Annotated in this window: 23 protein-coding genes; 11 read left to right on the top strand and 12 right to left on the bottom strand. The window is 67.8% G+C overall.

All coding sequences use genetic code 11. The annotated features are described in order from the left end of the window. The first annotated feature begins 155 nt into the window (after positions 1-155). Positions 156-1,910 carry a hypothetical protein gene (locus tag ACLML9_RS16590; protein ID WP_411946376.1) on the top strand — a complete coding sequence of 585 codons (1,755 nt, stop codon included), beginning with the start codon at positions 156-158 and terminating at the stop codon, positions 1,908-1,910. A 190-nt stretch (positions 1,911-2,100) separates the two neighbouring features. On the opposite strand, the gene ACLML9_RS16585 is transcribed toward ACLML9_RS16590, so the two are convergent. Further along, positions 2,101-2,307: a hypothetical protein gene (locus ACLML9_RS16585; RefSeq protein WP_411946375.1), complete on the bottom strand. Its 207-nt coding sequence runs from the start codon at positions 2,305-2,307 to the stop codon at positions 2,101-2,103. A 166-nt stretch (positions 2,308-2,473) separates the two neighbouring features. On the opposite strand from ACLML9_RS16585, the gene ACLML9_RS16580 reads away from it, so the two are divergent. The 3 genes from ACLML9_RS16580 (at position 2,474) to ACLML9_RS16570 (ending at position 4,042) form a co-directional block, all read left to right on the top strand. Beyond that, positions 2,474-3,088: a hypothetical protein gene (locus ACLML9_RS16580; protein WP_411946374.1), complete on the top strand. Its 615-nt coding sequence runs from the start codon at positions 2,474-2,476 to the stop codon at positions 3,086-3,088. A gap of 87 nt (positions 3,089-3,175) precedes the next feature. Beyond that, on the top strand, positions 3,176-3,379 hold the full coding sequence (locus ACLML9_RS16575; protein ID WP_411946373.1) for a hypothetical protein: 204 nt from the start codon (positions 3,176-3,178) through the stop codon (positions 3,377-3,379). A 30-nt stretch (positions 3,380-3,409) separates the two neighbouring features. Beyond that, on the top strand, positions 3,410-4,042 hold the full coding sequence (locus ACLML9_RS16570; protein WP_411946372.1) for a MarR family transcriptional regulator: 633 nt from the start codon (positions 3,410-3,412) through the stop codon (positions 4,040-4,042). Positions 4,043-4,098: 56 nt separating this feature from the next. Here the strand turns inward: ACLML9_RS16570 and ACLML9_RS16565 are convergent. The 4 genes from ACLML9_RS16565 to ACLML9_RS16550 form a co-directional block, all read right to left on the bottom strand. Then, positions 4,099-5,240 (bottom strand): IS3 family transposase gene (locus tag ACLML9_RS16565; protein ID WP_411946371.1). Its coding sequence is split into 2 segments (ribosomal slippage): positions 4,099-4,976 and positions 4,976-5,240, totalling 1,143 coding nucleotides; the frame shifts between segments, so codons are not numbered across the junction. 499 nt (positions 5,241-5,739) lie between these two features. Then, positions 5,740-6,966 (bottom strand): LCP family protein, encoded by a 1,227-nt coding sequence (locus ACLML9_RS16560; RefSeq protein WP_411946370.1) that lies wholly within the window; start codon positions 6,964-6,966, stop codon positions 5,740-5,742. A 225-nt stretch (positions 6,967-7,191) separates the two neighbouring features. Next, entirely contained in the window at positions 7,192-7,968 is a 777-nt protein-coding gene (locus ACLML9_RS16555) for a CPBP family intramembrane glutamic endopeptidase (RefSeq protein ID WP_411946369.1), read from the bottom strand. A 57-nt stretch (positions 7,969-8,025) separates the two neighbouring features. After that, positions 8,026-8,790: a DUF2470 domain-containing protein gene (locus ACLML9_RS16550; RefSeq protein ID WP_411946368.1), complete on the bottom strand. Its 765-nt coding sequence runs from the start codon at positions 8,788-8,790 to the stop codon at positions 8,026-8,028. A gap of 183 nt (positions 8,791-8,973) precedes the next feature. On the opposite strand from ACLML9_RS16550, the gene ACLML9_RS16545 reads away from it, so the two are divergent. The 3 genes from ACLML9_RS16545 (at position 8,974) to ACLML9_RS16535 (ending at position 11,290) form a co-directional block, all read left to right on the top strand. Next, positions 8,974-9,387, top strand: a complete 414-nt coding sequence (locus ACLML9_RS16545) for a hypothetical protein (RefSeq protein ID WP_411946367.1) — start codon at positions 8,974-8,976, stop codon at positions 9,385-9,387. 183 nt (positions 9,388-9,570) lie between these two features. Next, on the top strand, positions 9,571-10,488 hold the full coding sequence (gene pheA, locus ACLML9_RS16540) for a prephenate dehydratase (protein ID WP_411946366.1): 918 nt from the start codon (positions 9,571-9,573) through the stop codon (positions 10,486-10,488). A 139-nt stretch (positions 10,489-10,627) separates the two neighbouring features. Then, positions 10,628-11,290: a histidine phosphatase family protein gene (locus ACLML9_RS16535; protein WP_411946365.1), complete on the top strand. Its 663-nt coding sequence runs from the start codon at positions 10,628-10,630 to the stop codon at positions 11,288-11,290. Between the two features lie 6 nt (positions 11,291-11,296). Here the strand turns inward: ACLML9_RS16535 and ACLML9_RS16530 are convergent, their stop codons facing one another. The 5 genes from ACLML9_RS16530 to ACLML9_RS16510 all read right to left on the bottom strand — a co-directional run bounded on the left by ACLML9_RS16530 (position 11,297) and on the right by ACLML9_RS16510 (position 15,579). Then, the gene (locus tag ACLML9_RS16530) at positions 11,297-12,127 is read right to left on the bottom strand and encodes an ESX secretion-associated protein EspG (protein WP_411946364.1); all 831 of its coding nucleotides are present in this window, start codon (positions 12,125-12,127) and stop codon (positions 11,297-11,299) included. Further along, on the bottom strand, positions 12,124-13,290 hold the full coding sequence (locus ACLML9_RS16525; protein ID WP_411946363.1) for a PPE domain-containing protein: 1,167 nt from the start codon (positions 13,288-13,290) through the stop codon (positions 12,124-12,126). Before ACLML9_RS16525 ends, ACLML9_RS16530 begins: the two co-directional genes overlap by 4 nt. 163 nt (positions 13,291-13,453) lie before the next feature. Then, positions 13,454-13,786: a PE family protein gene (locus ACLML9_RS16520; RefSeq protein ID WP_265803069.1), complete on the bottom strand. Its 333-nt coding sequence runs from the start codon at positions 13,784-13,786 to the stop codon at positions 13,454-13,456. Between the two features lie 172 nt (positions 13,787-13,958). Continuing rightward, positions 13,959-14,309: a metallopeptidase family protein gene (locus ACLML9_RS16515; protein ID WP_411946362.1), complete on the bottom strand. Its 351-nt coding sequence runs from the start codon at positions 14,307-14,309 to the stop codon at positions 13,959-13,961. 13 nt (positions 14,310-14,322) lie between these two features. Beyond that, on the bottom strand, positions 14,323-15,579 hold the full coding sequence (locus tag ACLML9_RS16510; RefSeq protein WP_411946361.1) for a septum formation family protein: 1,257 nt from the start codon (positions 15,577-15,579) through the stop codon (positions 14,323-14,325). A 147-nt stretch (positions 15,580-15,726) separates the two neighbouring features. Between ACLML9_RS16510 and serS the strand changes: the two genes are divergently transcribed. The 4 genes from serS (at position 15,727) to ACLML9_RS16490 (ending at position 21,455) form a co-directional block, all read left to right on the top strand. Further along, complete coding sequence (gene serS, locus ACLML9_RS16505; RefSeq protein ID WP_411946360.1) at positions 15,727-16,989, top strand: serine--tRNA ligase; 1,263 nt, start codon at positions 15,727-15,729, stop codon at positions 16,987-16,989. A 159-nt stretch (positions 16,990-17,148) separates the two neighbouring features. After that, positions 17,149-18,930, top strand: a complete 1,782-nt coding sequence (locus ACLML9_RS16500; protein ID WP_411946359.1) for a putative bifunctional diguanylate cyclase/phosphodiesterase — start codon at positions 17,149-17,151, stop codon at positions 18,928-18,930. Between the two features lie 293 nt (positions 18,931-19,223). Next, positions 19,224-20,429 carry an MFS transporter gene (locus tag ACLML9_RS16495; RefSeq protein ID WP_411946358.1) on the top strand — a complete coding sequence of 402 codons (1,206 nt, stop codon included), beginning with the start codon at positions 19,224-19,226 and terminating at the stop codon, positions 20,427-20,429. Positions 20,430-20,483: 54 nt separating this feature from the next. Then, positions 20,484-21,455: a DMT family transporter gene (locus tag ACLML9_RS16490; RefSeq protein WP_411946357.1), complete on the top strand. Its 972-nt coding sequence runs from the start codon at positions 20,484-20,486 to the stop codon at positions 21,453-21,455. 55 nt (positions 21,456-21,510) lie between these two features. On the opposite strand, the gene ACLML9_RS16485 is transcribed toward ACLML9_RS16490, so the two are convergent. Further along, positions 21,511-23,790: a heavy metal translocating P-type ATPase gene (locus tag ACLML9_RS16485; RefSeq protein ID WP_411946356.1), complete on the bottom strand. Its 2,280-nt coding sequence runs from the start codon at positions 23,788-23,790 to the stop codon at positions 21,511-21,513. 22 nt (positions 23,791-23,812) lie between these two features. Continuing rightward, positions 23,813-24,751 (bottom strand): hypothetical protein, encoded by a 939-nt coding sequence (locus ACLML9_RS16480; RefSeq protein WP_411946355.1) that lies wholly within the window; start codon positions 24,749-24,751, stop codon positions 23,813-23,815. Positions 24,752-25,052: the final 301 nt, after the last annotated feature.

Here is a 25,052-nt window from a genome sequence, read left to right as displayed (position 1 = left end):
CGATCGGGATGATCAGCCCGATCGCTTACGAACATTCACTCTCCGCGGCAGCTACAGCTGCTTGATCCCCTGTCCACTATTCGGGGTGAACCTCAGTTATAGCGGAGATCGAAAAAGCCGGGGGCAAGGTCGAAGAGGTCTCGGGTAAGCCGGGTGTGTTCACGGTCAAAGCCGAGAACATCCAACAGGTTATCGACCAGGTCAACCACCTGATAGAAGCGAAGATCCCGGACAAGAAGGTCACGGTCACCTTCGAACAGGCAACAGCGGCTCTGGGACCCTATGCGGGTCTGTACACCCCGATTCCGGCCCGTGCGAACGGTGGCCCGGTCTTCGGTCCGGGTGGTCCCAAGTCGGATTCGATCCTGACTGCTCTTTCGAATAACGAGCATGTCATCCCGTCTGCGGAGGTGGACGCAGCCGGGGGACATTCGGCTATCTACCGGATCCGTGAAGCTATCCGTAACGGTGTCCCGCTCGTCAAACGAGCCGAAGGCGGCCCGGTCGGAATCGAAGATGCCATCAAGGCAGCTCGATCCGTCGAAGGAAATAAATACGAGTGGGGCGGTACCGGTCCGCTGAACTTCGATTGCTCCGGTTTTGTTGGCTGGTTGCAGCAAATAGCTATGGGCATCCTCGGATCCACCAAACGGCTGTACACAACCATGTCGCTGCTTGCTGGCGCAACTGCGGGCTTGGAATCCGGTTTGGGACCCTCGGGTACCTATTTCCAGGTTGGTGTCTCTGATGCGCATATGGCGGCCACTATCGACGGTCACCCTGTCGAGTCCGGCGGCGCTCATGGCACCTCCGGTATCGGGGGCGGCCGTGCTGGTGCTTTGCATCCGGATCTTCCGAGGAAGTTCCATCTGCCGAACGCTTTGATCGAAGGTTGGAACGGCCGGTCTAAAGCTCGTAAAAACGAGTGGACCGAGTCGGATCAACTCGAGCTTGAAGATTTGAAGCTGGATGTCACTGAGGCTCGGGAACGCCGAGACGAGGTGTATGCGGATCCGGATTCGACGGACACCGATCGGCAGCGTGCGGACCTCAATGTTCGTAAGGCTGAACAGAAGGTTGTGGACAAGACCGCGAAGCGGGACGGCTCCAACGAGGACGATCCCGATAGACCGGCTCCGGAAGCCCCCGCGTTGGCTCGTGCCTTCTCGGAGGAGGAAGCCGACCGTATCGACAAGCTCTCGGCTATCGAAGACGCCCGGGAGAACCGGAACAAGGTCTACGACGATCCGGACGCCAGCGACCTTGACCGGCTGAAGGCGGACGCGGAGCTGTCGCGGGCACTCCAGGATGCGGACGCTACGGGCAACAGCCCGGGAAGTATCCGGGACGTGTTCACCAACGCGGCTAGCGGTCTGGCGGGTATCGCGTACGACGCGTTCAAAGCCCAGTTGCCGGACGCTATCGGTTCGTCGCACTGGTGGGACGTTGCCGACGAGGGTCTGAAACTTCAATCGGACTCCAAGACCGGATCCATCTCCGACGCGGTCAAAGCCTCGGTCGGTTCGGTGGGCACGTTCTCCCAGGACGATATAGACGCACAACTGGGATTCGTTCCCGGCTCTGCCGGTGTCGTCCCGCTGTGGGCTCAGCAGTTGTTCAAGAACGTAAAGGTGTTCGACAACGGTGGTTGGCTGGAACCGGGACAGATGGGTATCAACCTGTCGAAGTCTCCGGAACCGATCTTCAACTCTCCGGAACAACTCAGGAAGTTCGCCGGGAACCTCGCACCCGCTCAGGCGGGCGGAGGTGGTCTGACTGAGCAGGATGTTGTCCGGCTGCTGGCGTTGCGCCCGGCGTACACGATTCAGACATCAGACGTCCGGGGAGCCATGCAAGAAATCCGAGTGGATCAGAAGCGGCAAATGGTCGCATTCAACCTGAGACGGTGACCGGCCGAGACCTATCGACTTGATAGGTCTCGGATTGGTAACACATCAAAATGATAGGTCAACTTCGGTTTGACCAGTTCAGTAAGGCCGTATACGACCGGGTCAGTCGGATTGACGCCCCCGGTGTGCCGGGTGACCGTTGGCTGAACCAACGGCTACCTCCCTGAGGGCACCCACTTTTCGGGTACCCTCAGCGCTTCCCTAGTCGGTACTGGCTGATCCGGGCACGGGTGAGCCCGGTTGCGTCGGCAATCCTCTGGCCGATACCCCTGTCGCCCGCCTCGAACGCTTGGCGCACCAGTTCGCCGAACTCCTGGTCTAGCTCGTCTATGGCGTCGGTGTGGGCTTGGCGGGTCTGCCGGTTCTGTTTCATCTTCCGAATAAGTTCGTCCAACACGCTTGACATATTAACACCGCGACTGATTTTCCATAGTTCGCTAAGCGCGCTTGACGTTCTGTGTAGGTGGTGGCTAATGTCGGCTTCACAACGAGAAAAACCCGGAGAGCGGGTGCAACCGCTCTCCGGGTGTGTTGAAACCTACCCAGGCTATGAGGAGATTTCAGTGACCAGCGTAGACCCAACCACTCGCAACGAGTACGACGACCGGATTACCCGATGGGCGGACCGGCTCGATTCCCTCACCAGCGACCAGGCCGAAGGCTGGGAGTGCATCACCGGGTGTGGGTACAACCAGTTGCGCGACCGTGACCCGGATCGGCCGATGTACCCGGCGGGTTTCGGCCCGCACGGCGGACAGGTGTTCGTGTGCTCCCGCTGCGATGATGCCGACCGCAACCAGACTGCGGATCCTATGGGTTCTGCAACATCTCGGGCCCTGACGGCGGTAGACATGCCGAAAGCTTCGAGCGGTGAGGATGCGGGGATGAACGACGAACAACCAGGCTTCGAGGTCGAAGGCGGAACCCCGTGTGAAGGGGTCGAGATTGTCAGTCCTTGGATGCTGTACGCGAACACGTACGTGATGCACGGCTCGAAATTCCTGCTGGAAGCTCGGTCGCCGTTGGTGAAACTCGACAGTGTGTTGTACGCGCCGGTTGCCGCGTATTTGGCGGAGCATCCCGACGCGGTTTTGGTGTGGGAAGAAACCAGGCCGGAAGAACATATGGCTTGGGGTGAAGTGGTGTCGCGGTTGTGGCTTATCGGGGATGCCGATTAGAACCCCCTGATTCGCCCGTAGGCGGATTTCCGGACGTTGGGCGCGCGGGGTTGTGCGCCTTTCGTCATTTCTGGAGAAAGAAGAGAGATGAAAAGCGTATTCATACATAAAGGTGACCGGTTACCGGTTTGGGCTTTGGTTCGTGACCTGAACATGCCGGAACACAAGGTTATTGCACTGCTGGACCGGTTGGAACTGCCGGTGATGATCTGGCCCAACGGTGAACGGACCACTTCGAAGGACGGCTTCCGACGCGTGCTTTTGGCCGCTGTCGGCTTGCCGGTGGAATAGTTAACACAAACGACAGGGCGATAGGCCACTATGACAAACGAAACGAACAGTAAAAGATTCCCGATCAAACACTATGGGGAACTCGGGGCCGATGGCCCCACCGGAACGCTTTACGCGTCGCTCCCGATGGAACTTGCCCGAGACCGGGAGCTGACAGCGGCAGCCCGATCGGTAGCTCTCTATGTGTGGTCTCATACCGAGAAATGGAAGACATCGGCCGTAGAGATTGCCGAAAAGCTGGATATGCACCGGACGACCGTAAGCAAGGCCCTGAGCAATCTTCAGGCTCGCGGGTGGTTGGTTCGCCAGCCGTACGGCCGGACGGGGTTGAAGCAGAGTCACGAGGTCTGGCACATCCAGTTGTCGAACACCCGGTTTACCCCGGAGGAGGTCGAACGACTGTCGGCGACGGTCTACCTGCCCGATCCAGAGGGGGTGTCGGAAAAACCGACACCATCAGAGGTACCGTGTCGAGAAAACCGACACCCCCCTGTCGAAAAAAGTGACACCCACCGTGCTGAAAAAACCGACACCAAAGTAGTGGACTCTTCTAGTAGTGGATTCACCAGAAGTGAATCCACTCTAGTAGTGCATCGACTGGATGAAGAGATTGGATCCGGCTTGGAACCGGATCCGCTACGACTGACGGAAGAACCGAAGTGACCGGTCCCCGATAGTGCGACCACCCGGTTTCAGAGTCCGAGCGTTGTCATCGGTATTCAGTTGATGTCGCAGCCCACCGGGTGGTGGGTGTGGGTGCAGGCCGCAGCGTACTCGGCCGGGGTCAGATAGCCCAGCGCCGAATGCCGGTGCCGGTGGTTGTGCTCGTGTTTGAAGTCGCCGATCACTACCCGCGCTTCGAGCAGGCTCGTCCAGTGGTTCCGGTTCAGGCACTCGACCCGCAGGCGCCGGTTGAACGACTCGACGAACCCGTTGTTCCAGGGCGTGCCCGGCGGGATATAGGAGATACCCACCCTGTCCTCACAAAACGATTGCAGTGCTGCAGAAATCATTTCCGGGCCGTTGTCGCACCGCAGCACTTTCGGCGTCCCGTGGGCAGCGAAGACCCGCTCCAGTTCGGCCACCAGGTGTTCCCCGGTGATCGAACGCTCGACCAGGTGCAACAGTGATTCGCGGGTGTGCTCGTCGATCATCGACGCGATCTTCACCGCCCGCCCGTCGACGGTGGAGTCGAACTGGAAATCCAGCGCCCACACCACCCGTGGTGCGTCCGCAGCCACCGGCGGGATCGACGAGACACCGGCGCGTTTGCGCGGATGGTGCGTGCGGACCTGCAAGCCCTCGCACCGCCACAGCCGGTGCACCCGCTTGATGTTGATCCGTTGGCCTTCGTCGAACCGCAGCGCCGACCAAGCCCTGCGGAACCCGTGACACGGATGTTTGGCCGCATAGCTGCGGAGCCACGCCCGTGTCCCGGCATCGGGATCAGCGGGTGTCTGCGCCGCCGGCAGCCGCCGATACGTCGACCGCGCGAGCCCAACGACCTTGCATGCGAACCGCTCCGACATGCCCATAACCTCCCGGAGCATATCGGCGGCTCGCCGCTTGGCCGCTGGGCCTAGAATTTTCCCTTGCTGATCTCGCGCAGCGCGTCTTTCTCCAACTCCGCATCGGCCAGCAGGCGCTTGAGCCTGGCGTTCTGTTCCCTCAGCTCTTTGAGTTCCTTGGCGGCATCGGTGTCCATACCGCCGTACTGGCGGCGCCAGTTATAGAGCGTCGCCGCCGATACCCCCAGGTCAGCGGCGATCTGCTCACCGGTCAAGCCTTCCGCGGCCAGTTCATCGGCGCGCCGGAGCTTGCGCACGATGTCCTCCGCAGAATGCCGTTTCCGTCCAGCCATGGTCTCTATCGTCCCTTCCGGCCCTCACCAGGGCCAATGGGACTCTAATTCCGACTGGTCACATCTATTGGGAGCGGGTCACTTGGTCTGCCGTGCATCATCGGTCGAGGCAGCGCTCCCGTACCACCAGGTCGATGAGTGCGCCGGGGTGTGGATCGGGTTCGGTGAGGTGGGTGGTCGCGGAATCGGTGGGCCGGTATATCGCCTGCGTGCGGGAGCCGGGCGTGATGATCGCGGCTGGGCCCGAAGGCCGGAGGCCCGTTCCGCCATCCCCGGAGGCGATCGGAGACCATATCCCTCGGACAGCCGACCGCACACCGCATGCGGCGCAGCCGGCGAGTTTCAGGCATGAACGACGTGACTGCAGGCCTTCGACCTGCGACGCCGGTGAGACACCGCGGCCGGCCAGCCGGTTGTCCCCCCTCTGCGGGTGGCCGGGCGCGGAGGGGCGGGCGAACAACCTTTCGCTCGGCGAGAAGATTCTTCGGTGCGCAGGCGCCTATTCGCCTGCCAGGTCCGCGGGGATCGGGTCGCCGTCGGCCAGGGCTTCGAAGAAGCGGCTTGCGTCGGGGTCGGCCCAGAGGAGGACGTTTCCGCTGTCGGTATCGGCGAAACCGCCGACCGGGACCGTGGTGGCGAGGGTGTCGCCGCGCAGTGCCCAGGCGAGGCGGGCCAGGTCCCAGATGTGGTCGTTCTTGTCCACGGTCAGTGAACCGGCGGTGTCGCGGGCCATCGGCCACAGGGCGAAGGGGTTGACCAGGGTGGCGGGACTGGTCGCCTTCTCCAGCAGGGCCGACAGGAACAGGCGCTGGTTGTTCATCCGGTCGATATCGGCGAGGGCGGTGGCGCGGCTGCGGACGAAACCGAGGGCCTGCGGGCCGTTCAGTTCCTGACAGCCGGCCGGGAGGTCGATACCGGCCAGGGGGTCGTTGATGGCCTGCGGCACGCAGATGTCGATACCGCCCAGCGCGTCCACGACGCCGGCGAAACCGGCGAAACCGATCTCCGCGTAGTGGTCGATGTGCAGCCCGGTCGCGATCTCCACTGTTTCGGCCAGCAGCGGTGCGCCGCCGAAGGCGAACGAGGCATTCAACTTGTCCTGGCCGTAACCCGGAATATCGACGTAGGAGTCGCGGGGCAGGCTCACCAGCGTGGTGCGGCCCGATGGTGGGACGTGCACCAGGATGATCGTGTCGGTGCGCGGATCGCCGACCTCGCCGCCGGTGGCCAGACCGCTGGTCTGCTCCTCGGAGAGTCCGGCCCGGCTGTCCGAGCCCACCAGCAGCCAGTTGGTGCCGGCGGTGTTGCCGACCCGGTCCTCGTAGTCGGTGAGCGCGTCGATGCGGGTGAGCGAACCGTCGAGCTTCACGACCCCGTAGACGAGCAGGGCCAGCAGAGTCAGCAGGATTGCCAGGAACCAGCGGCCGATATGGCGTTTACGGCGCGGACGCCGGGGCGGGGGCGCTGCCGGGCGGCGGCCCGGTGGGTTCCCCGTCGGCGGCGGCCGGCGGCGGCCGTCGCGGTAGGGGACCGGGCGTTGGGTAGGGGCGTGGTCGCCTTCGCGGTACGGCACCGGACGTTGCGTCGGGGGTTTGCCGCCGCGGCCCGGCGCGAGTGGCCGGGCGGGGGGAGCGTTACGACCCTGCGAACTCTGTGACCAGGCCCGGGGCGGTTCGTAGCGTTCGGTGGGGCGGCCCGGCTGTCCCGGGCCGGGATTACGGCGCATGACCTGCGGCGGTTCTACCGGGGGACGAGCACTCTGCGGAGGGGGCCGGCGCGCGCCGGCTCGTCCGGGTCCCCCGCTGTGCGGCGGCACCCGGCGCATACGTGGGTCGTCGCCGTTCATCATCATCAAACTGTACTTATCGATCGGGGCCTGTTCTGTCAGCGTCGGCGACGTCCGTTCGACCCGCAGGTGAGCGCCCTGCGCCGGTATAGACGGCTTACCCCGCTAGGGCAGCCAGGACACCCGGCCGTGCAGCAACCCGTAGCCGACATAGGCCACTACGTCGATCACGGCGTGCGCGATGATCAGCGGCCACAGCCGGCCGGTGCGTTGCCAGAACCGGCCGAAGATCACCCCCATCACCACATTGCCGAGCCCGCCGCCCAGCCCCTGGTAGAGGTGATAGCTCCCGCGCAGCAGCGCGGACGCGGCCAGCGCCGAATTGTCCGACCAGCCCAGTGCGCGCAGGCGGGTCAGCAGAAAGGCCACCACCACGATCTCCTCGGCCGCCGAATTCGCGCAGGCCGAGAGCACGAGGGCGGGAATGCGCCACCAGTGGTCGCTCAATGCGTCGGGCACGATCGTCACATTCACGCCGAGCGACTGCGCGATCAGATACAACCCCAGACCGGGCAGCCCGATGACGGCGGCGAGCGCCAGACCGTACAACCCGTCCGGCCGGAAACGGGCACGCGCGAGTCCGATCGCCCGCGGACCGATACCGCTACGCCACAGCAGGTAGAGCGCCAGTCCCGCCCACGCCGCCAAACGCAGGACCCCGAGCAGTTGGAAGAGCAGATCGATGAAGGACTGGGTGGCCCGCGACGAGTTCAGCGCGATTGTCTGCTCGCCGACGCCGCCCGGCGCGAGCGCGCTCTCCAGCAGTGACAGCGCCGCGTTCATACCGCTGAGCCCGAAGGTCACACCGAGGAGGACCAGGATCTCGAGCCGGATCCCCCGCTGCTCCCCGGTCCGGTCGTCGACCGGGCTGCTCTCACGCATACCCAGAATCTACGTCCCGAGGGGCCGGTCACCGCGCCGTAGGCGGCGGCGATCGGGTCAGCCGCGGCGCAGGCCGTTGAGGAAGGGGCAGCCGGCCAGAGTGCGGACGGCGCGTCCCAGTGCTTCGATGTCGCCGGCCGGGGTCGCGAAGGGGAGGCGGAAATCGTGGTCGCCGTCGATACCTTCGATGCGCAGAGTGAGGCCGTAGCGGTCGATGGCCAGGGGGTGGATGCGGCCGTGGCGGAGTTTCGCCGGTAGATGCCGGGCCAGCTGGGCGACCACGTCGGCGTGGTCGGCCTCGAGGTGTTGGAGCCAGGCCGATTCCATTCCGCAGAAGGGGTCGGGAGCGGCCAGCCGCAATTCGTCCACACAGACGGATTCGGCTCCGGAGGAGTCCGCCACCACGGCCGAGTTCAGTACCAGGCGCAGCAGGGTGGTGGTGTGGCCGATATCGAGCAGGCCGGGATGCGGGTGTTCCTCGGCGACAGCGCTGACCAGTGTCCGCTCGGCGCGGGCCGGTACCCCACGGATCCAGCCGCGCAACCAGACCAGGGTCCGGACCGGTTCACGCAGGGGAAGCGGCGCGTGGTCGGTGAGTTCGAGGACGGCGGGTGCGCCGGCGATGGCGGTGTTCGCCGCGCACACGGCCGCGCTGTCGTTGGGTACCGCGATCACCACGTCGCCGCATCGGCGCAGGAAATGCACCGATACCGGCGTCGGGTCCGCGCCGGGGAGGGCGAGCACCGCCTGTTCGGCATGCACGCAGGCGCTGCGGACACGTTCGGCGGTGGACGGGGCGGGTGCGGCGGCGATCGGCGCCATCGGTACCTCCATTGCGGGCGTGCCCGACTTCACAAGCTTCGATTTAGGTAAACCTAAGCTAAGTTAAAGTCGGATGTGACGCAAGGGCATCGATGGTGCAGGCACCGGCGGATGTGACCGGCCGTCCCTGTTCGGGGGGTATGCGCGGTGGGGTTGCGGGCATCCCGGGCATACGATCTCGGTGTGGTAGCTGGTGAATCGCAGCCGGTACTTGTCGAACTGACCGTCCCGAAGCGCACGACCGAACGCGGACTCGTCGACGGCCTGGTGGTCCCGACCGGAACGTTCGCCGGGGTGCGGATGGTCGAGCCGGCCCTGTCCGACGAAGGGGTCGCCGACCTGCTGGCCGAGGTCGCGCACAGCCCGGACGGCTTCGCGGCCCGCGGCGATACCGCCGCCCGCGCGCTCGCCATCGTCGCCGCCACCGCCGCCGCGCTGTGCGGCGACGATATCCGCACCGCCCTGCGCAGCCCGGATACCGACTTCCTGTCCGGCCTCTCCGGGGGCGCGGTCGATGCGGTCCGCGAGGTGCTGCTCGGGATCGAGAGCGACGAGCCCGCCGAACTGGAGCAGACGCTGCGGGCCGCGCTGAGCTGACCGGAGTGGCCCCGCAGGCGACGGTCCGGTATCGCGGGCACGCGCTCGAACCCGGCTCCGAGGGGCCGTCGCTAGTGATCCGGTCCGGTGTCCGCGTCACCGGGCCCGACCTGTTCAAGGTCTCGCGATCGTCCGGATCCCGTGGTCGGCGGACCCGGCGCACGCACCAGTAGTCTCGTAGACGTGCCGCGTATCGCGTATTTCGGTCCGTCCGGAACCTTCACCGAGATGGCCCTCGCCGAATTCGAGAGCTCGGGGTCCTTCGACGGGCCGGTCGAGCGGATCGCCGCGCCCAGCCAGTCCGCCGCCCTGGACCTGGTCCGGGCAGGCGAGGTGACCGCGGCGGTGGTGCCGATCGAGAGTTCTGTCGAAGGCTCCATCTCGGCGACTCTCGATTCGCTGGCGATCGGGCCCCGGCTGCAGATCATCGCCGAGGTCGAACTGGAGGTGACCTTCACCATCGTCGCGCGTCCGGGCACCGAGATCGGCGCGGTGCGCACGCTGGCGGCGTATCCGGTCGCGCTCGCTCAGGTCAGGCAGTGGGTCCAGCGGACCTGGGGCGAGGTGGCGTTGCACACCTCGAGCTCGAATGCCGCCGCCGCCGAAGATGTGCGGGCCGGGCTGGCCGACGCCGGGGTTTCCACCATGCTCGCGGGGGAGCGGCTCGGACTGATCGCGCTGGCATCGGGCGTCGCCGACCACGAGCAGGCGGTCACCCGGTTCGTTCTGGTCACCGCTCCGCGGGTGGCGCCGGCCCCCACCGGCGCCGACCGGACCTCCATCGTGCTCGAGGAACTGCCGAATATGCCCGGCTCGCTGATGCGCGCTTTCGCCGAATTCGCGACCCGCGGTGTCGACCTCACCCGGATCGAATCCCGGCCCACCCGTACCGGTATGGGCACCTACCGCTTCTACCTGGACTGTGTCGGCCATATCGAAGACGCCGCGGTGGCCGAGGCGCTCAAAGCGCTGCACCGCACCGCGCGTATCCGGTTCCTCGGATCCTGGCCGGCCACCTCGGCGACGGGCACCCCGCCGCCGTCGGACGAGGACGCCGCGATCTGGTTGACCCAGCTTCGCAAGGGGGTAGCCGACCTGTGATGCGGTACTGCGATACCTCCGCCTTCGCTACGGCCTCCGCGGACCGCATGCAACGGTTTCGAGGAGGCGCTGTGACACGGTACCTCGGCCTTCGCTACGGCCTCCGCGGACCACATGTAACAGCTTCGAAGGAGACGCCGTGAGCGCGAAACTGATCTTGGTGCGACACGGGGAGACCGAAGGCAATGTCGCCAAGATCCTGGACACCAAACTCCCCGGCCTCCCGCTGACCGAGCGTGGCGTGGCGCAGGCCAAGGCATTCGGTTCGGCGCTGACCGCCCCGCCGCGTGCGCTGTTCCACTCCCGGGCTCTGCGCGCTCGCCAGACGGCCGGCTATATCGAGGCCGCTACCGGTGTGACCGCGACAGAGCGCGACGGCGTACACGAGGTGCAGCTGGGTGCTCTGGACGGGCTGAACACCAAAGAGGCCCACGACCGGTTCCAGGCTGTGTATCGCTTGTGGCACGAGGGCCGGTTGGACGAGCGCATCGACGGCGGCGAAACCGCGCAGGAGGTGCTGGATCGCTTCGTCCCGGCGGTGACCGAGCTGCGGACCGAGTTCCTCGACGGTAACGACAGCGGCGACATTCTGGTCGTCACCCACGGCGCCGCCATGCGATTGGTCGGCAGGTTCCTCGCCGGGGTGGCGCCACCGTTCACCACCAACAACCACCTGGACAACACCGAGACGATCGAACTCGTCCCGCGCCCGGACGGCGGCTGGGAGTGCGTCCGCTGGGGTCGGTTCACTCCGCCGTTCGGGGTGAAGGCGGAAGCCGGCGCCGACGACCCGATGGGCTGAGGCCGCCTAGGCGAGGTTCGGGCTCCGCGGGAACTCGGCGCGTTCGGGCAGCGAGTTGATCAGATCCTGGAGCGCGATCCGGAGCCGGGCATCGGTGCCACTGCTGAACGAGGTCCATTTGGTGCCGTCATCGGCCAGGCTGGCCGTCGCGATGAATCGGCCCGCCCGGGTATCGAATACGGCGATATGGTTTTCCGCGATATCGCGGCTCGCGTCGCCGTACACCACACCGACGATCTCCGCGTGCGAGTCGCAGTGCGCCATCGCCGAGGCGATCGCCTGCGCGTCCCGCGGGGGATTACCGACCTTCGACAGCCGGGCGGCGGTGGCCGTCGGATCTCCCGCGTCGTCGAAGATGGGCACGAGTTGCTCGGTGGGCGCGTTCATCCCGGTGAGTTCCAGTGCCTCGGCCGGGCCGAGCGCCATGATGACAGGGCCGGGCAGATCCTCGGCCGCCTCGTCGATCACATAGGTCTGCGGGCCGCGCAGGGCCACGGTCACCAGGTCGTCACCCTTTGCCAGGCACATCCGGCTCACCTGCCCGGCGACGATCAGGCGCAGTGCGACCACCCAGTGCGGCCGGTACAGGCCGCGGAGGCGTTCCGCGAGTTCCGGATGAATTCGTTCACCGTCCAACAGGTCCCGGTCGGTGAGCGACCGGGCCGCGGCGTCCATCGCGGCGTCGTGGTCGACCTGGTTGTCGTAGCGGCCCCGTGCGTCGAGTACGACGGGTACCTCGTCGATTTCCAGTGCCTCCAGGAGGTACTGCATTTCGTCGAGGGACAGCGTGACCGCCGCCAGTGTCGACGGTCCGCGCCCTGCCCCGAGCACTGTCACTTGTCCCCTCGTGGCGGTTCGGCGCCGATCACGCCGTCCGCGATGTAGCGACCGTCGGTGAAGTGATCACCGCGCAGGTACTCGGCGCCGTCGTGTTCCTGCTCGTCCTCGCCGGCGGCGCCGCGCGAATTGCCCAGCAGTGGGCTGGTGGACGAACCGGTGCCGGCCGGACGCACCGGTGCCGCCTCCCCGCGCGTGACCGCGAGGGTCTCCGTGGCCGGGGCCGTGGCATTCGCCGCGGGGGCGCCCCACCCCTCGGGCACCTTCAGGCCACCGTTGTTCAGGCCGAGTGCCGAACCACCGGGCATACCGCCGGCCCGGGTGGCCGCCGCGGCGGTGGCCGCTACGCCTCCGGTGATCATCGAGGGCGCCAGCGGCGCCACGGCAGTCGGAGCCGGGGCGGAGGTGGTGGCCGCGACGAGCGCGTTGGCCCCGAGATTGCCGACCGTGGTGACGCCGGTGCTCGCCACCGAGCCGGCGACATGCGCCGCCTGCGTTGCCGCGCCGGCCACTCCGGGATTCTGTGCCAGCGCGGTGCCGGCGGCGGCCAGCATCTTCACGGGGTCGCCGTTGGCCTCCTTCATGGCCTCTTCGGCGGAGGAGGAATCGACCTGCCCTGCGCCGTTGGCGATCGGTGGCGGATTGAAGAACTCACCGGGGGTGAGCACGGTGGCGGTGATGGCCGCCTCGTAGGTCTCCATGGTGAGCGCGGCCCGCAGATCCAGGGCGGCCTTGGCGGCCTCGGCCACCTCGGAGGTGCCGTTCAGGACGCCGCCGGTGGAATGCGCCGCTACACGAGCGGCATTGACCGCGACGATCTCGGGCAGGCTCGGCATGGCGATCGAGGCGACGGTGTAGGCGGTGGCCTGCGAGACGGCCTTGGTGCCGAGGGTCGCGGCCATCGCGCCCTGCTGCTCGGCCCATCCGGTGAAGCCGACGAGCCGGGCCAGGGCACCGATACCGTTGACGCTCTGCATACCCACGCCGAGCTCGGCCATGACCCGGACGACAGTGGCGGTGGCATCGACCCACGCACCGGTGAGCCCACCCCATGCGCCGGCGGCCGCGCTCATCGGAATGGCGTGCGAGCCCGCGTTCAGCGCAATCGAATTCCCCTCGGCGAGTCTGGGCAGCCAGAACACCCCGGTGATACCTGCGGTCATGCTTGTCTCTCCCCTTGTGAACTATCGATGGTGAATCGGCGGTCTCGCCGCATATGCGTGGTCACCGTGCTCTGCTCCTCGGTTCCGGCCTTCGTGTGGGCCCGCCGTACCACCGCCTCCGTTCCGCCGGATGGCCGCGGACGGGCTCCGCCCGGCAGCGCCACTAGACCGCGATCGACCCGAACGGCGCCCCGGTCAGCGCCAGCACGCCCGCCGAGGCCGCGTCCTGGACCAGGTACTGGGCCAGCTGGGTGCGCAGGATCGCGGCCGTATGGTGCAGTTCGAGGACGGCCTGGGCGAGCGACGTCTGATGGGTGGCGGCGGCCTTGTTCATATGCATCGCACCGTGTACCGAGGCCTCGTCCGCGCCGGACGGCACGACATAGGTGGCCGGTACGGTGGCCGCGGCGACCCCGGCCAGCCTGTCGGCGAGCAGATCCAGCTCGACCGCGGCGGCGAGGATGAGCTCCGGTGTGACGTCGACGTTGCCAATCATGTCCTCGACTCCTTCTGGTGGCGGCTCTTGGGCGGAACCACGAGAATTCCCCCTACGAGTAGATCGGACGCGATACCCCCGCTGGCGGTTCCATCGATTCCGAAACTTTCTCCGTCGGCCCAGCCCCCGCCCGTGCATCCCCTGCCGGCTCGTTGCGTGGACCGGTCTGAGCTTAACCCCATCCCAGCTGATGGAGACGGTCTTCGTCAATCCCGAAATAGTGTGCGATTTCGTGGATCACGGTGATTCGTACTTCCTCGATCACCTCGGACTCGTCCGCGCACACGTCCAGCAGGGCGTCCCGGTAGATGGTGACGGTATCGGGCAGCGAGCCGCCGTAGTGGCTGTCGCGTTCGGTCAGCGCGATCCCGTGGTAGAGACCCAGCAGATGCGGGTCGTCGGGATTGCGCGGTTCGACCAGGATCACCACATTGTCGATGGCGCGGGTCAGCTCGGCCGGGATCTGGTCCAGCGCATCGCCTACCAGTTCCTCGAATCGTGCCTCGGACATGCGGACCGGCATCGTCGTGCTCCGGCTACCGGGGCGCGGGACGCGGTTCCGGCTGCGGGGGCAGCGGTGCGGCGCCGGGCAGCGGCTTGGGCGTCGAACGTCCGGAGTTGGGCGGCGGGACGGGTTCCTGGCCGTTGATGAGCAACCGGCCCCGCGCCGGACCCACGATCGGCGCGAAACCCTCCTGGTCGGCGCCCTTTCCGATCATGCAGTCGAGTTTGCGGCTACCCGCCAGCCAGCTGCGCACATCGATGAAGTCGAAGAACACCGTCAGCGTCTTGTCCCGCAGCACATGGGGGCCGCCGAGATATTCGTTGGTTAGGCGGCCGCATTCCTCCTCCAGGTACCGATCCTGGTCCTCTTTGGCCGGTGGCCCGCCCGGGAAGCGCTGGGACAGATCTACGGTGGCCGCGATCTCGACCGCGTGTTCCTGACCGCAGTCGATCGGATCGGTCGGAAGGTTCTGGCTGATACCGAGGCAGACGCCGGCTTCGTAGATCTTCGACTGGTCGCCGTCGGAGACCCGGCCCGTGGTGGCGATCGGGTTGCCGCTGAGTCCCGGGACCTGCAACCCGCAGCGCAGGATACGGTCGCCGGAGTTGATCCAGCCGTCGTTGCTCGGATACATCAACCCGACGGCGTAGCGGCCGCGCGGATCGAGCCGGCCGTTCAGATACCGCTGCGCGGCGGGCACACAGTGTTCCTCGCGGAGCTCGGTGAGCCGCAGGGAATCCGGCCACGGCGCTTCGGGCCCGAATTCGGATCCCGGGTAGACACTCAGGTCGATGGTGTCGGTGACCTCGAAGAGATGGTCGTCGGCGCAATCGAGTTCGACCAGATCGGAATGGTCGGGTTTGGTCCATGTGAGACAGTCGCCGGTGCCGACGGAGGCGAACACCTTCTCGGCCTTGGCCACCGAGCCGCCCGGGCTGCGGGCCTGCAGATTGGAATCGTTGTCGAATCCACTGATCAGCATGGTGCCCAGTGCCGCGACCACCGCGCCCACGGCGACCGCGAGCAGGCCCCAGCGCAACCTGGGCGCCGGAACCCGGCGCGGTTTCCCGCCGGTCCGGCGGGAACTACCCGGTGCGCCGGCGCGGGGCCGGTTCCGGCGCTGCCCGGCCGCCGCGCTCCGGCCCGGGGACTCCGGCGCTGCCGGTCCGTCGGACCGCGGACGCGCGGCATCGGTCCTGCGACCGCGGCCCGGACGGGCGGCACGCGAGCGCAACGATTGGGCGCCGCGAGGGCCGCGCCGGCTGGTGGGCTCAGTTTCGGAGGACATCGCGGTCCATCATGGCAGCGCCGCACCCGAACGTGCCACGAACCCGGCCGATCGGGATCGCGCGCGTGTTGTCCGGAGCGGGTCCGCGGCGGGCCGGGGCGATACTCGGTTGAGGCGGGAATTCGGCGACCATTACGCTGGTCAGCCATGATCGACCTCCGCCTCCTGCGCGATGATCCCGAGCTGGTCCGCGCCTCGCAGCGAGCCCGGGGCGAGAACCCGGCCCTCGTCGACGCGCTGCTCACCGCCGACCACGCGCGCCGGTCCGCGATCGCGACCGCCGATAAATTGCGCGCCGAGCACAAGGCCATGGGTAAGCAGGTCGGCAAGGCGAGCAAGGAGGAGCGCCCGGCGTTGCTCGCACAGGCCCAGGAGATGTCGGTGCGGGTCAAGGAGGCCGAGACCGCCCAGCATGCCGCCGAGGCCGACCTGCAGGAGGCGCACCGGGCGATATCGAATGTCGTCCAGGACGGGGCGCCCGCGGGCGGCGAGGACGATTACGTCCTGCTCGAGACCATCGGCGAAGTACCCGAATTCGATTTCACACCGCGTGATCACCTGGACCTGGGTGAGGCGCTGGGGCTGATGGATATGGAGCGCGGCGCGAAGGTGTCGGGGTCGCGGTTCTATTTCCTCACCGGCTACGGCGCGCTGCTGCAGCTGGGCCTGCTGCAACTGGCGGCCCAGCGGGCGGTGGCCAACGGTTTCACCATGATGATCCCGCCGGTGCTGGTCCGGCCCGAGATCATGGCGGGCACCGGTTTCCTGGGCCAGCATTCGGCCGAGGTGTACCACCTGGAAGAAGACGATCTGTACCTGGTCGGTACCTCCGAGGTGCCGCTGGCCGGCTATCACGCCGGCGAGATCCTGGATCTCGCCGCCGGGCCGAAGCGCTATGCGGGCTGGTCATCGTGTTTCCGGCGGGAGGCCGGTAGCTACGGCAAGGACACCCGCGGCATCATCCGGGTGCACCAGTTCGACAAGGTCGAGATGTTCGTCTACTGCCGCCCCGAGGACGCCGACGCCGAACACCGGCGGTTGCTGTCCTGGGAACGGGATATGCTCGCCGCCCTCGACGTGCCCTACCGGATCATCGATGTCGCCGCCGGTGACCTGGGCAGTTCGGCCGCGCGGAAGTTCGACTGCGAGGCCTGGGTGCCGAGCCAGGGCACCTACCGCGAGCTGACCTCGACGTCGAACTGCACGACCTTCCAGGCACGGCGGCTATCGGTCCGTTACCGCGACGAGAACGGTAAGCCGCAGATCGCCGCGACGCTCAACGGCACGCTCGCGACCACCCGGTGGCTGGTCGCGCTGCTGGAAAACCATCAGCAGGCCGACGGCTCGGTGCGGGTTCCCGCAGCTCTGGTGCCTTTTATCGGTACCGACCTGCTCGTTCCGCCGAACTGATGTGGTTGCGCGGCGGGAAATCGGGGTACCTCATATCCCCGGTTGGGTCGCCGGTGAGCTGATCAGTTGTTTAGGCTGTTCATCGTGCGAGGAAGCGGGTCTCGCGGCGACACCCGAACGCGGGTACGGGCCGCGTCTGGTGTGGCAACGGCCATGGTCATGTCCCGGACCACCGGGGCCTTCTATGTCATGGGCGGGATCCTCGGTCTGCTGGTGACCGCCGTCGCGCCCACCCAGGTGCTGCACCCGGGCGACGAGGGCAACCGGACGCTGGTCGGTTCGGCCGCGGCGATCGCCCTGTTGCTGGGCATAAGCCTGCTCGGGTGGGGTCCCCGGATGCCGCACTGGTTGCACCACGTCTACGTCGTTCTGGCGACCGTCCTGGTGACCATCGCCGTGCACTCGTTCCCCAATACCGTCGCGGCGATCACGCTCGCCTCGTTCTACGTGTTCGTGGCCTGCGACGCTGCCCTGTTCTTCGCCTGGACACAGGCCGCGGCCCATATCGCGCTGTGTATGGCGCTGTGCCTGTGGGTGCTGCCGACCCGCGCCGGCCTGCCGTGGTGGTCCGGGCTCATCCCGGCGGGTATCACCTTCGGTGTCGGGGTCGTGGTGGGCATCCTGACCCGGATGGCCTCGGAGGCCGATATCGACACCCTCACCGGGTTGCTGAATCGCCGGGGTTTCGATCGCGCACTCAATACCGCCCTGGAACAGGCCGATCGTTCCGGCCAGGCGCTGGCGCTGGTCCTGGTGGACCTGGACCGCTTCCAGAAGGTCAACGATCATCTGGGGCACCGCGCCGGTGACGCGGTGCTGCAGAAGGTCGCCGATACCTGGGCCGCCCTGCTCGGGCCCGATCAGCGGCTGGCCCGCTACGGCGGTGACGTGTTCGCGGCACTGCTGCCCAATACCACCGAGCAGGCCGCCATCCTGCTCACCGAGGAGCTGCGCGCCGCGGTGAGCACCGGGTGTTCGGCGGGGGTCACCTCCTGGCAGCCGGGGGAATCGGCCTCGCTGCTGGTCAGCCGGGCCGATGTGGGTCTGTACCGGGCCAAGCAGGCGGGTCGCAACCGCACCGTACTCGAGTCGGGGCATCGTACGCCGCTGGCCGTGGAACTGCGCGAAGCCATCGACAACGGCAGTCTGGACGTGCACTACCAGCCGATTGTCAGCCTCAGCGACGGCGGCGAGAAGGCGGTGGGGGTGGAAGCGCTGCTGCGCTGGTCGTCCAGCGCCCAGCCCGATGTCACCACCGAGGGGCTGATCCGGGTCGCCGAGGAGTACGACCTCATCGCCGACCTGGACGAACTGGTGTTGCGCCGGGCCTGCGCCGACGCCGCACAGCTGCAGGAGACCTTCGCCGCCCTGGAGCTGACCCTGAACGTGAACGTGAGCGGCCTGGAACTGGCGGAGTCGGGATACGCGGACAAGGTGGCCACGATCCTCGAGACCACCGGCTGGCCCGCGGAGCAGCTGGTCCTCGAGGTGACCGAGACCGAACTGGCCGCCGAATCCGATACCGCCATCGCGAACCTGCACACGCTGCGCGACCGCGGCGTGCGGATCGCCATCGATGATTTCGGTACCGGGTACTCCTCGCTGAGCCGGCTGGCGACTCTGCCCAGCGACATCATCAAGGTGGACCAGTCGTTTGTGGCCGCCATCCGCTCCGATTCGCCCGCCCCGCCGCTGCTCGGCGTGATCGCGGCCCTGAGCAAATCGCTGGATCTGCAGGTCATCGCCGAAGGCGTGGAGACCGAGCATCAGGCCGCCGTACTGACCGAACTGGGTTTCGCGCTGGCGCAGGGTTACCACTACAGCGATTCGCATCCGGTGGCCGAACTGATCGGTGATATGAACAGCGGCCGCCTCGGCGGGTTGAGCACCCGCGCGCTGGGCGATGCCGCAGCCGACGAGAACGGCTGGGTACCGCTGTGAACTCCGGCCGGTAGCGACCCGCGTTCACAACGTCTGCGGTCCGCATGTAAGAAAACCGCTTGACCCGCGGGCACGTCTCGCGGATGCTGATCGCTATGCGACTGGTCTTCTACCACCGTTGAGCCGGATCCACGGATTTCGGCCGTAAGTCCGGACTACGCGCGCTCGCCCTGCGAGCGACCCTGTTCACTGCGACCGGGGACCTGGTTCCCTACTACGCGCTGTACGCGCTTCTCTTCGCCGATCACGGCTTCGGTCCGGGGCAGATCTCGCTCCTGCTGGCTTTCTGGTCGGTGACGGCCTTTCTGTTCGAGGTCCCCTCGGGGGCGTGGGCGGATACGGTGTCCCGGCGTGGGCTGTTGATCCTGAACGGCTTGCTGATGTCGGCCGGTTTCGTGGTGTGGACGGTGGCGCCGTCCTTTGTCGGCTTCGCGCTCGGGTTCGTGCTGTGGGGCGTGGCCGGTTCACTGCGCTCCGGAACGTTCGAGGCGTTGCTCTACGACGAACTCGCCGCCCGCGGTGCGGCCCGGGCCTATGCCCGGGTGATCGGCTACACCCGCACGGGGAGCGAGTCGAGCGCGGTGCTCGCCATCCTCGCCGCGACTCCGCTGTACCTGTGGGGCGGATACGAGCTGGTGGGCTGGGTCAGTGTGGGGTGCGCTGTATTGCACACCGCGCTGGCCGCGAGCCTGCCCGCGGCGCCGAAATCCGTCTCGGCCGCCGATGTGGGCGAGCTGGAGGAGACGGGCGCCGACAGCGCGACTTCCGCGGTCATCACCCCGAGTCCCCGGCCGGTGACCACCGGTCCGGGGGCCCGGGCCGAGGCCCCGGCCGCGGCCGGGGCGGGAACGCTGGGACGGTATCTGCTGATGCTGCGGACCGGTGTCGCCGAGGCGGTCCGGGTCCGGCCGGTCCGGCACGGCGTGGTGCTCGGCGCCCTGCTGTACGGGATCACCGCGTTCGACGAGTACTTCGGGCTGGTCGCCGGGGAAGCGGGTGTGGCCACTTCGTTCGTTCCCGTTCTGGTGGGTGTGACCGTGGTCGGTTCACTGCTCGGTTCGTTGCTGGCCGGCCGGACCGAGGTGCTTCCCGCGCGCATTCTGGCGTGGGCGCTGGGGGCGGCCGGGGTGCTGTTCGGTGCGGGCGCGGTGGTCGCCGGGCTGGCGGTGCGCTGGCCGGGCGCGGTCTACCTGTGTACCGGGCTGGGTTTCGCCTCGATCGCCGCCGCCTACGGGGTGGTGTACAACGCGGCGATCGTCGCCGAGGCGCGGCTCCAGGACGCCATCAGCGGGCCCGCCCGTGCCACGGTGATGTCGGTGTCCGGACTGCTCGAGGAGCTGCTGTCCCTCGCGGTTTTCGGGTTCGTCGCGCTGGCCACAGTGTGGCTGTCGGTCTCCTCGACGATCGCGCTGCTGGGTGTCGCCATCCTGGCGCTGGGCGTGCTGACACCGTTCTGGCTGCCGCCGCGGCCGGGATCGGAGACCGATGCGCAGACCTGAGCCGCGGATGACCGGCCCGGGCACCGTGGACGCCCGCGTCGGTAGGGTGCGGTCATGGTTTCGCGGCGGTGGGGTCTGGGTTCCGGGCTGTTGATCGGAGCCGGGGTCGCCGTCCAGGGACGGATCAACGGTGAGCTGGGGGTGCGGCTGCAGGACGGGGTCGCGGCGGCGGTGGTGAGCTTCGGCAGCGGTTTCCTGGTGCTGGCGGTGGCGGTGCTGTTCAGCTCCCGGCTCCGGGCGGGGCTGCGGGCGGTCCGTCGCTCGGTCGCCGCGGGCGAATTGCGGCCCTGGCAGTTGCTGGGCGGGTTGTTCGGCGGGTTGTTCGTGGCGAGCCAGTCGCTGACGGTCGCCGCGCTCGGAGTCACGGCGTTCACGGTCGCGGCGGTATCCGGTCAGCTGCTGAGCAGTCTGCTCGTGGACCGGCTCGGGGTGGGCCCGGGCGGCCGCACCCCGGTCACCGCGGCGCGGCTCGGCGGCGCGGTGCTGGCGGTGGGCGCGGTACTGCTGGCCGGGTCCGGGGGCTCGGCGCCGGAATCGCTGCGCACCTCGTCGTGGCTCGAAGGTGTCCCGGGACCGCTGCTTCTGCTGCTACCCGCGGCGGCCGGCATCGGGCTGGCCTGGCAGCAGGCGTGGAACGGCCGGATCGGTACGACCGGGAGCCCGTTCGCCGCCACGGTGATCAACTTCGCCGTCGGCCTGCTGGGCCTGCTGATCGTGGAAGGGCTGGTGGTGGTCCGGACCGGTGTGCCGGCCGAATTCCCCCGCGAACCGTGGCTGTATCTGGGCGGTGTGATCGGAGTGCTGTTCATCGCCGCCGGTGTGCTGGTGGTGCGATGGGTGGGGGTGCTGCTGATGGGTTTGAGCACGGTGGCGGGCCAATTGACGGCGTCGCTCGTCCTGGACCGGTTGTTGCCCACGGGCGCGGAGCTGTCCCTGGTGAAAGTGCTCGGTTGTGTCCTGACCCTGATCGCGGTGATCGTCGCGGCCAGAGCGCCGGTTCCGGGGGACCGCGAACCCGTGAGCTGAATACACGCCGGGCCCCGGATGTGGGACATCCGGGGCCCGGCGGGGTCGTGCCCGGTCAGTGGGTGGGGCGGAACTTCCGCAGCCGCAGACTGTTGCTGACCACGAACACCGAGGAGAACGCCATGGCGGCACCGGCCAGCATCGGATTCAGCAGGCCGGCCATGGCCAGCGGAATCATCGCGACGTTGTAACCGAAGGCCCAGAACAGGTTGCCCTTGATCGTGCCGAGGGTGCGGCGGGCGAGCCGGATGGCGTCGGGGGCGGCGGTGAGGTCGCCCCGGACCAGGGTGAGGTCGGCGGCCTCGATGGCGATATCGGTGCCGGTGCCGATGGCCAGGCCCAGATCGGCCCGGGCGAGCGCGGCGGCATCGTTGACGCCGTCACCGACCATGGCGACGCGTTTGCCCTCCCGCTGCAGGCGTTCGATCACCGCGACCTTGTCCTGCGGCAGCACCTCCGCGATCACCTGGTCGATACCGACCTGCCGGGCGATGGCATCTGCCGCGGTGGCATTGTCCCCGGTGAGCATGATCGGGGTCAGACCGAGAGCCCGCAGGCGGGAAACCGCTTCGGCAGAGGTCGGTTTCACCGTATCGGCGACCACGAGCACCCCGCGGGCCCGGCCGTCCCAGCCGACCGCCACCGCGGTGCGGCCCTGGCTCTCGGCCTCCCGCAACGACTCCTGCAGCGCATCGTCGAGGTGCAGTGCGTAGTCGGCGAGCAGGCCCGGCCGGCCGACGACCACCGCACGGCCGTCCACCACGCCCTCCACACCGAGTCCGGCACTGTTACGGAAGCTCTCGACCGGAGACAGCCCGGCCGTCCGTTCCCGGGCGCCTTCGGCGATGGCACGGGCGATCGGATGTTCGGAGGAGTCCTCCAGCGATCCGGCCAGCCGCAGCACCTCGCCGGTGTCTTCGCCGGCGGCGGCCACCACGTCGACCAGGGCCATCCGGCCGGTGGTCACGGTGCCGGTTTTGTCCAGGACGACCGTATCCACCTGGCGGGTGGATTCCAGCACCTCCGGTCCCTTGATGAGGATGCCGAGCTGAGCGCCGCGCCCGGTCCCGACCATGAGCGCGGTCGGCGTGGCCAGGCCCAGCGCGCAGGGGCAGGCGATGATCAGTACCGCCACCGCTGCCGTGAAGGCCGCCGCGACCGAACCGCCGGTGCCGAGCCAGAATCCGAGCGTGGCGACGGCGAGCGCGATGACGATCGGTACGAAGACGCCGGAGATCCGGTCGGCCAGCCGCTGGGCCTGCGCCTTCCCGGTCTGTGCGTCCTCGACCAGTTTCGCCATCTGTGCGAGCTGGGTGTCCGAGCCGATCCGGGTGGCGCGCACGGTGATCCGGCCACCCACGTTCACGGTGGCGCCGGTGACCGCGTCCTCGGGCCCGACCTCCAGCGGCACCGATTCGCCGGTCAGCATGGAGACATCGACCGCCGAGACGCCGTCGGTGATCACACCGTCGGTCGCGATCTTCTCGCCCGGCCGCACCACGAAACGGTCGCCGACGGACAGTTGTTCGACCGGTATCCGCTGTTCGGTCCAGTCGTCCTGCCCGGTCCGGCGCAGGACCGAGACCTCTTTGGCGCCGAGCTCGAGCAGTGCCCGCAGTGCCGCGCCCGCCCGTCGCTTGGACCGGGCCTCGAAGTACCGGCCGGCCAGGATGAAGGTGGTGACCCCGGCCGCGGCCTCCAGATAGATGCTGCCGGTGCCGTCCATCCGGGCGATCGTGAACTCGAAGGGGTGCGTCATCCCCGGCGTACCGGCGGTGCCCCAGAACAGCGCGTAGATCGACCAGCCGAAAGCGGCCAGGGTGCCGAGCGAGACCAGGGTGTCCATGGTCGCGGTGGCATGCCGGAGGTTGGTCCAGGCCGCCCGGTGGAAGGGCAGCGCGCCCCACACCACGACCGGCGCGGCCAGGGTCAGCGAGAGCCACTGCCAGTTGGTGAACTGCAACGCCGGGATCATCGCCATGGCGATCACCGGTACGGTCAGCACCAGCGAGATCAGTAGCCGGGTGCGCAGCCGGTCGGCGGGGTCGGCCGGTTCGGTGGTGCCCGGTTCCGCGGCGGGCGGCTGCGGCAGGCTCGCGGTATAGCCGGCCTGCTCCACCACCGCCACCAGATCGGACGGCGCCACGGTGTCCGGGTAGTGCACGCGGGCCTTCTCGGTGGCGTAGTTGACCGTCGCGGTCACACCGTCGAGCCTGTTCAGTTTCTTCTCGATGCGATTGGCGCAGGATGCGCAGGTCATCCCACCGATCACCAACTCGACCCGAGCGGTCCGGGTATCGGTCTGCGCGGTGTCCGGTGCAGTCTGTGTGCTCATCGTCGGCTCCGATGGCCGGGGGTCAGTGCCCATGGCCGTGTCCGGTGGGTTCGGGGGCGGTCTCTGCGTCTGCCGGGGTGTGCCCGGCCGGGTCCCCGGCGGTTTCCGCGACGGGCACGGTGAACTCGGCGCGGTGCACGGCCCCGCCGTGGCGGAACTCGAAGAACAGCCGGTAGTCGCCTGTGCCGGGCGCCGTCACCGCGAAGGTTACGCCCGGCCCGGCCGGGGTGCTCCCGTCACCGGGGTGACCGGCCGGATGGACGTGGAGATAGCCGAGGTCGGCGGTCCGCAGCGCCACGAGATGACCGTACGCCCCCAGATAGGGCTGCAGGTCCGTCACGGGCTCGCCGTCGCGGGTGACGGTGAAAGTGACATCGGTGGCGCGCCCGGGAGCGACGGTGCCGTTCAGGGCGACGGTGTAGCCGTCCACGGTGACTGTGGTGTTCGGCGCCGGCAGCGGACGCGGCGTGTACTGCCCGGCGACCCGTAGTTCGGCTCCCAGGGTGAAGGGTTGCCCCTCGGCGGTGACGAAATCGGCGAAGACCCGGTGGTCGCCGGCACGGGTGAGGTCGACCGGGGTGCTCCAGGTGCCGTCCGGACCAAGCGCCGGGTGCAGATGCTGGTAGCCGGCGGTATCACGGCGAACCAGGATCAGATGCAAGTCCTTCTCGTGGTTCGGGGTGTACCGCGTCACCGGCCGCCCGGTGCTGTCCTCGATCCGGAACCGCAGGGTCGCCGCGCGGGTGGCGGTGGTGACCGGCTCGTCCAGGACCAGGGTGTAGCCCCCTGCGCTGCTGGTCAGCCCACCGGGGGTCGCGTCCCCGGCGGCTTCACCGGCCGCGGCGTCGTGGGCTTCCGGCTCGCTGTCCCCGGTGCCGGCCAGGGCACCGACGCCCAGCGCGACCCCGAACAACGCGACGAGTCCGAGCGCGAACCCGGCGAACTTTGTCGGCGTATTCATTCGATGCTCCGTTTCCGTGGAGGCTCGGGCGACTCTCCGCCCTCCTGCTCTCTGTGGTTACGGTACCCCCCTAGGGTATTTTGTCAACAGGGCAGGTGAGGTCCCCTCCTGAAGGTGGCAATCACCAACAAAACGAAGCAGAGAGTGGTCCACGCCCGTTACCCCCACAAGCCTGCATACCGATTCGGCCGTCGAACGCCGACGTAACCGCATGTGTCGAGTTTTACGAGACACCTCAAAGGGTTGAGGCCCGTCTCGCCGTTCAGGCCTCGAAGCGCATGCGCCGCAGGCGCGAGTCTCG

It is taken from the genome of Nocardia sp. NPDC002869 (assembly GCF_046764065.1).
GTDB classification, from domain to species: Bacteria; Actinomycetota; Actinomycetes; order Mycobacteriales; family Mycobacteriaceae; genus Nocardia; species Nocardia rhamnosiphila.
Note: the sequence above shows the minus strand (reverse complement) of the source record. Positions and strands in the feature narration are given on the sequence as shown.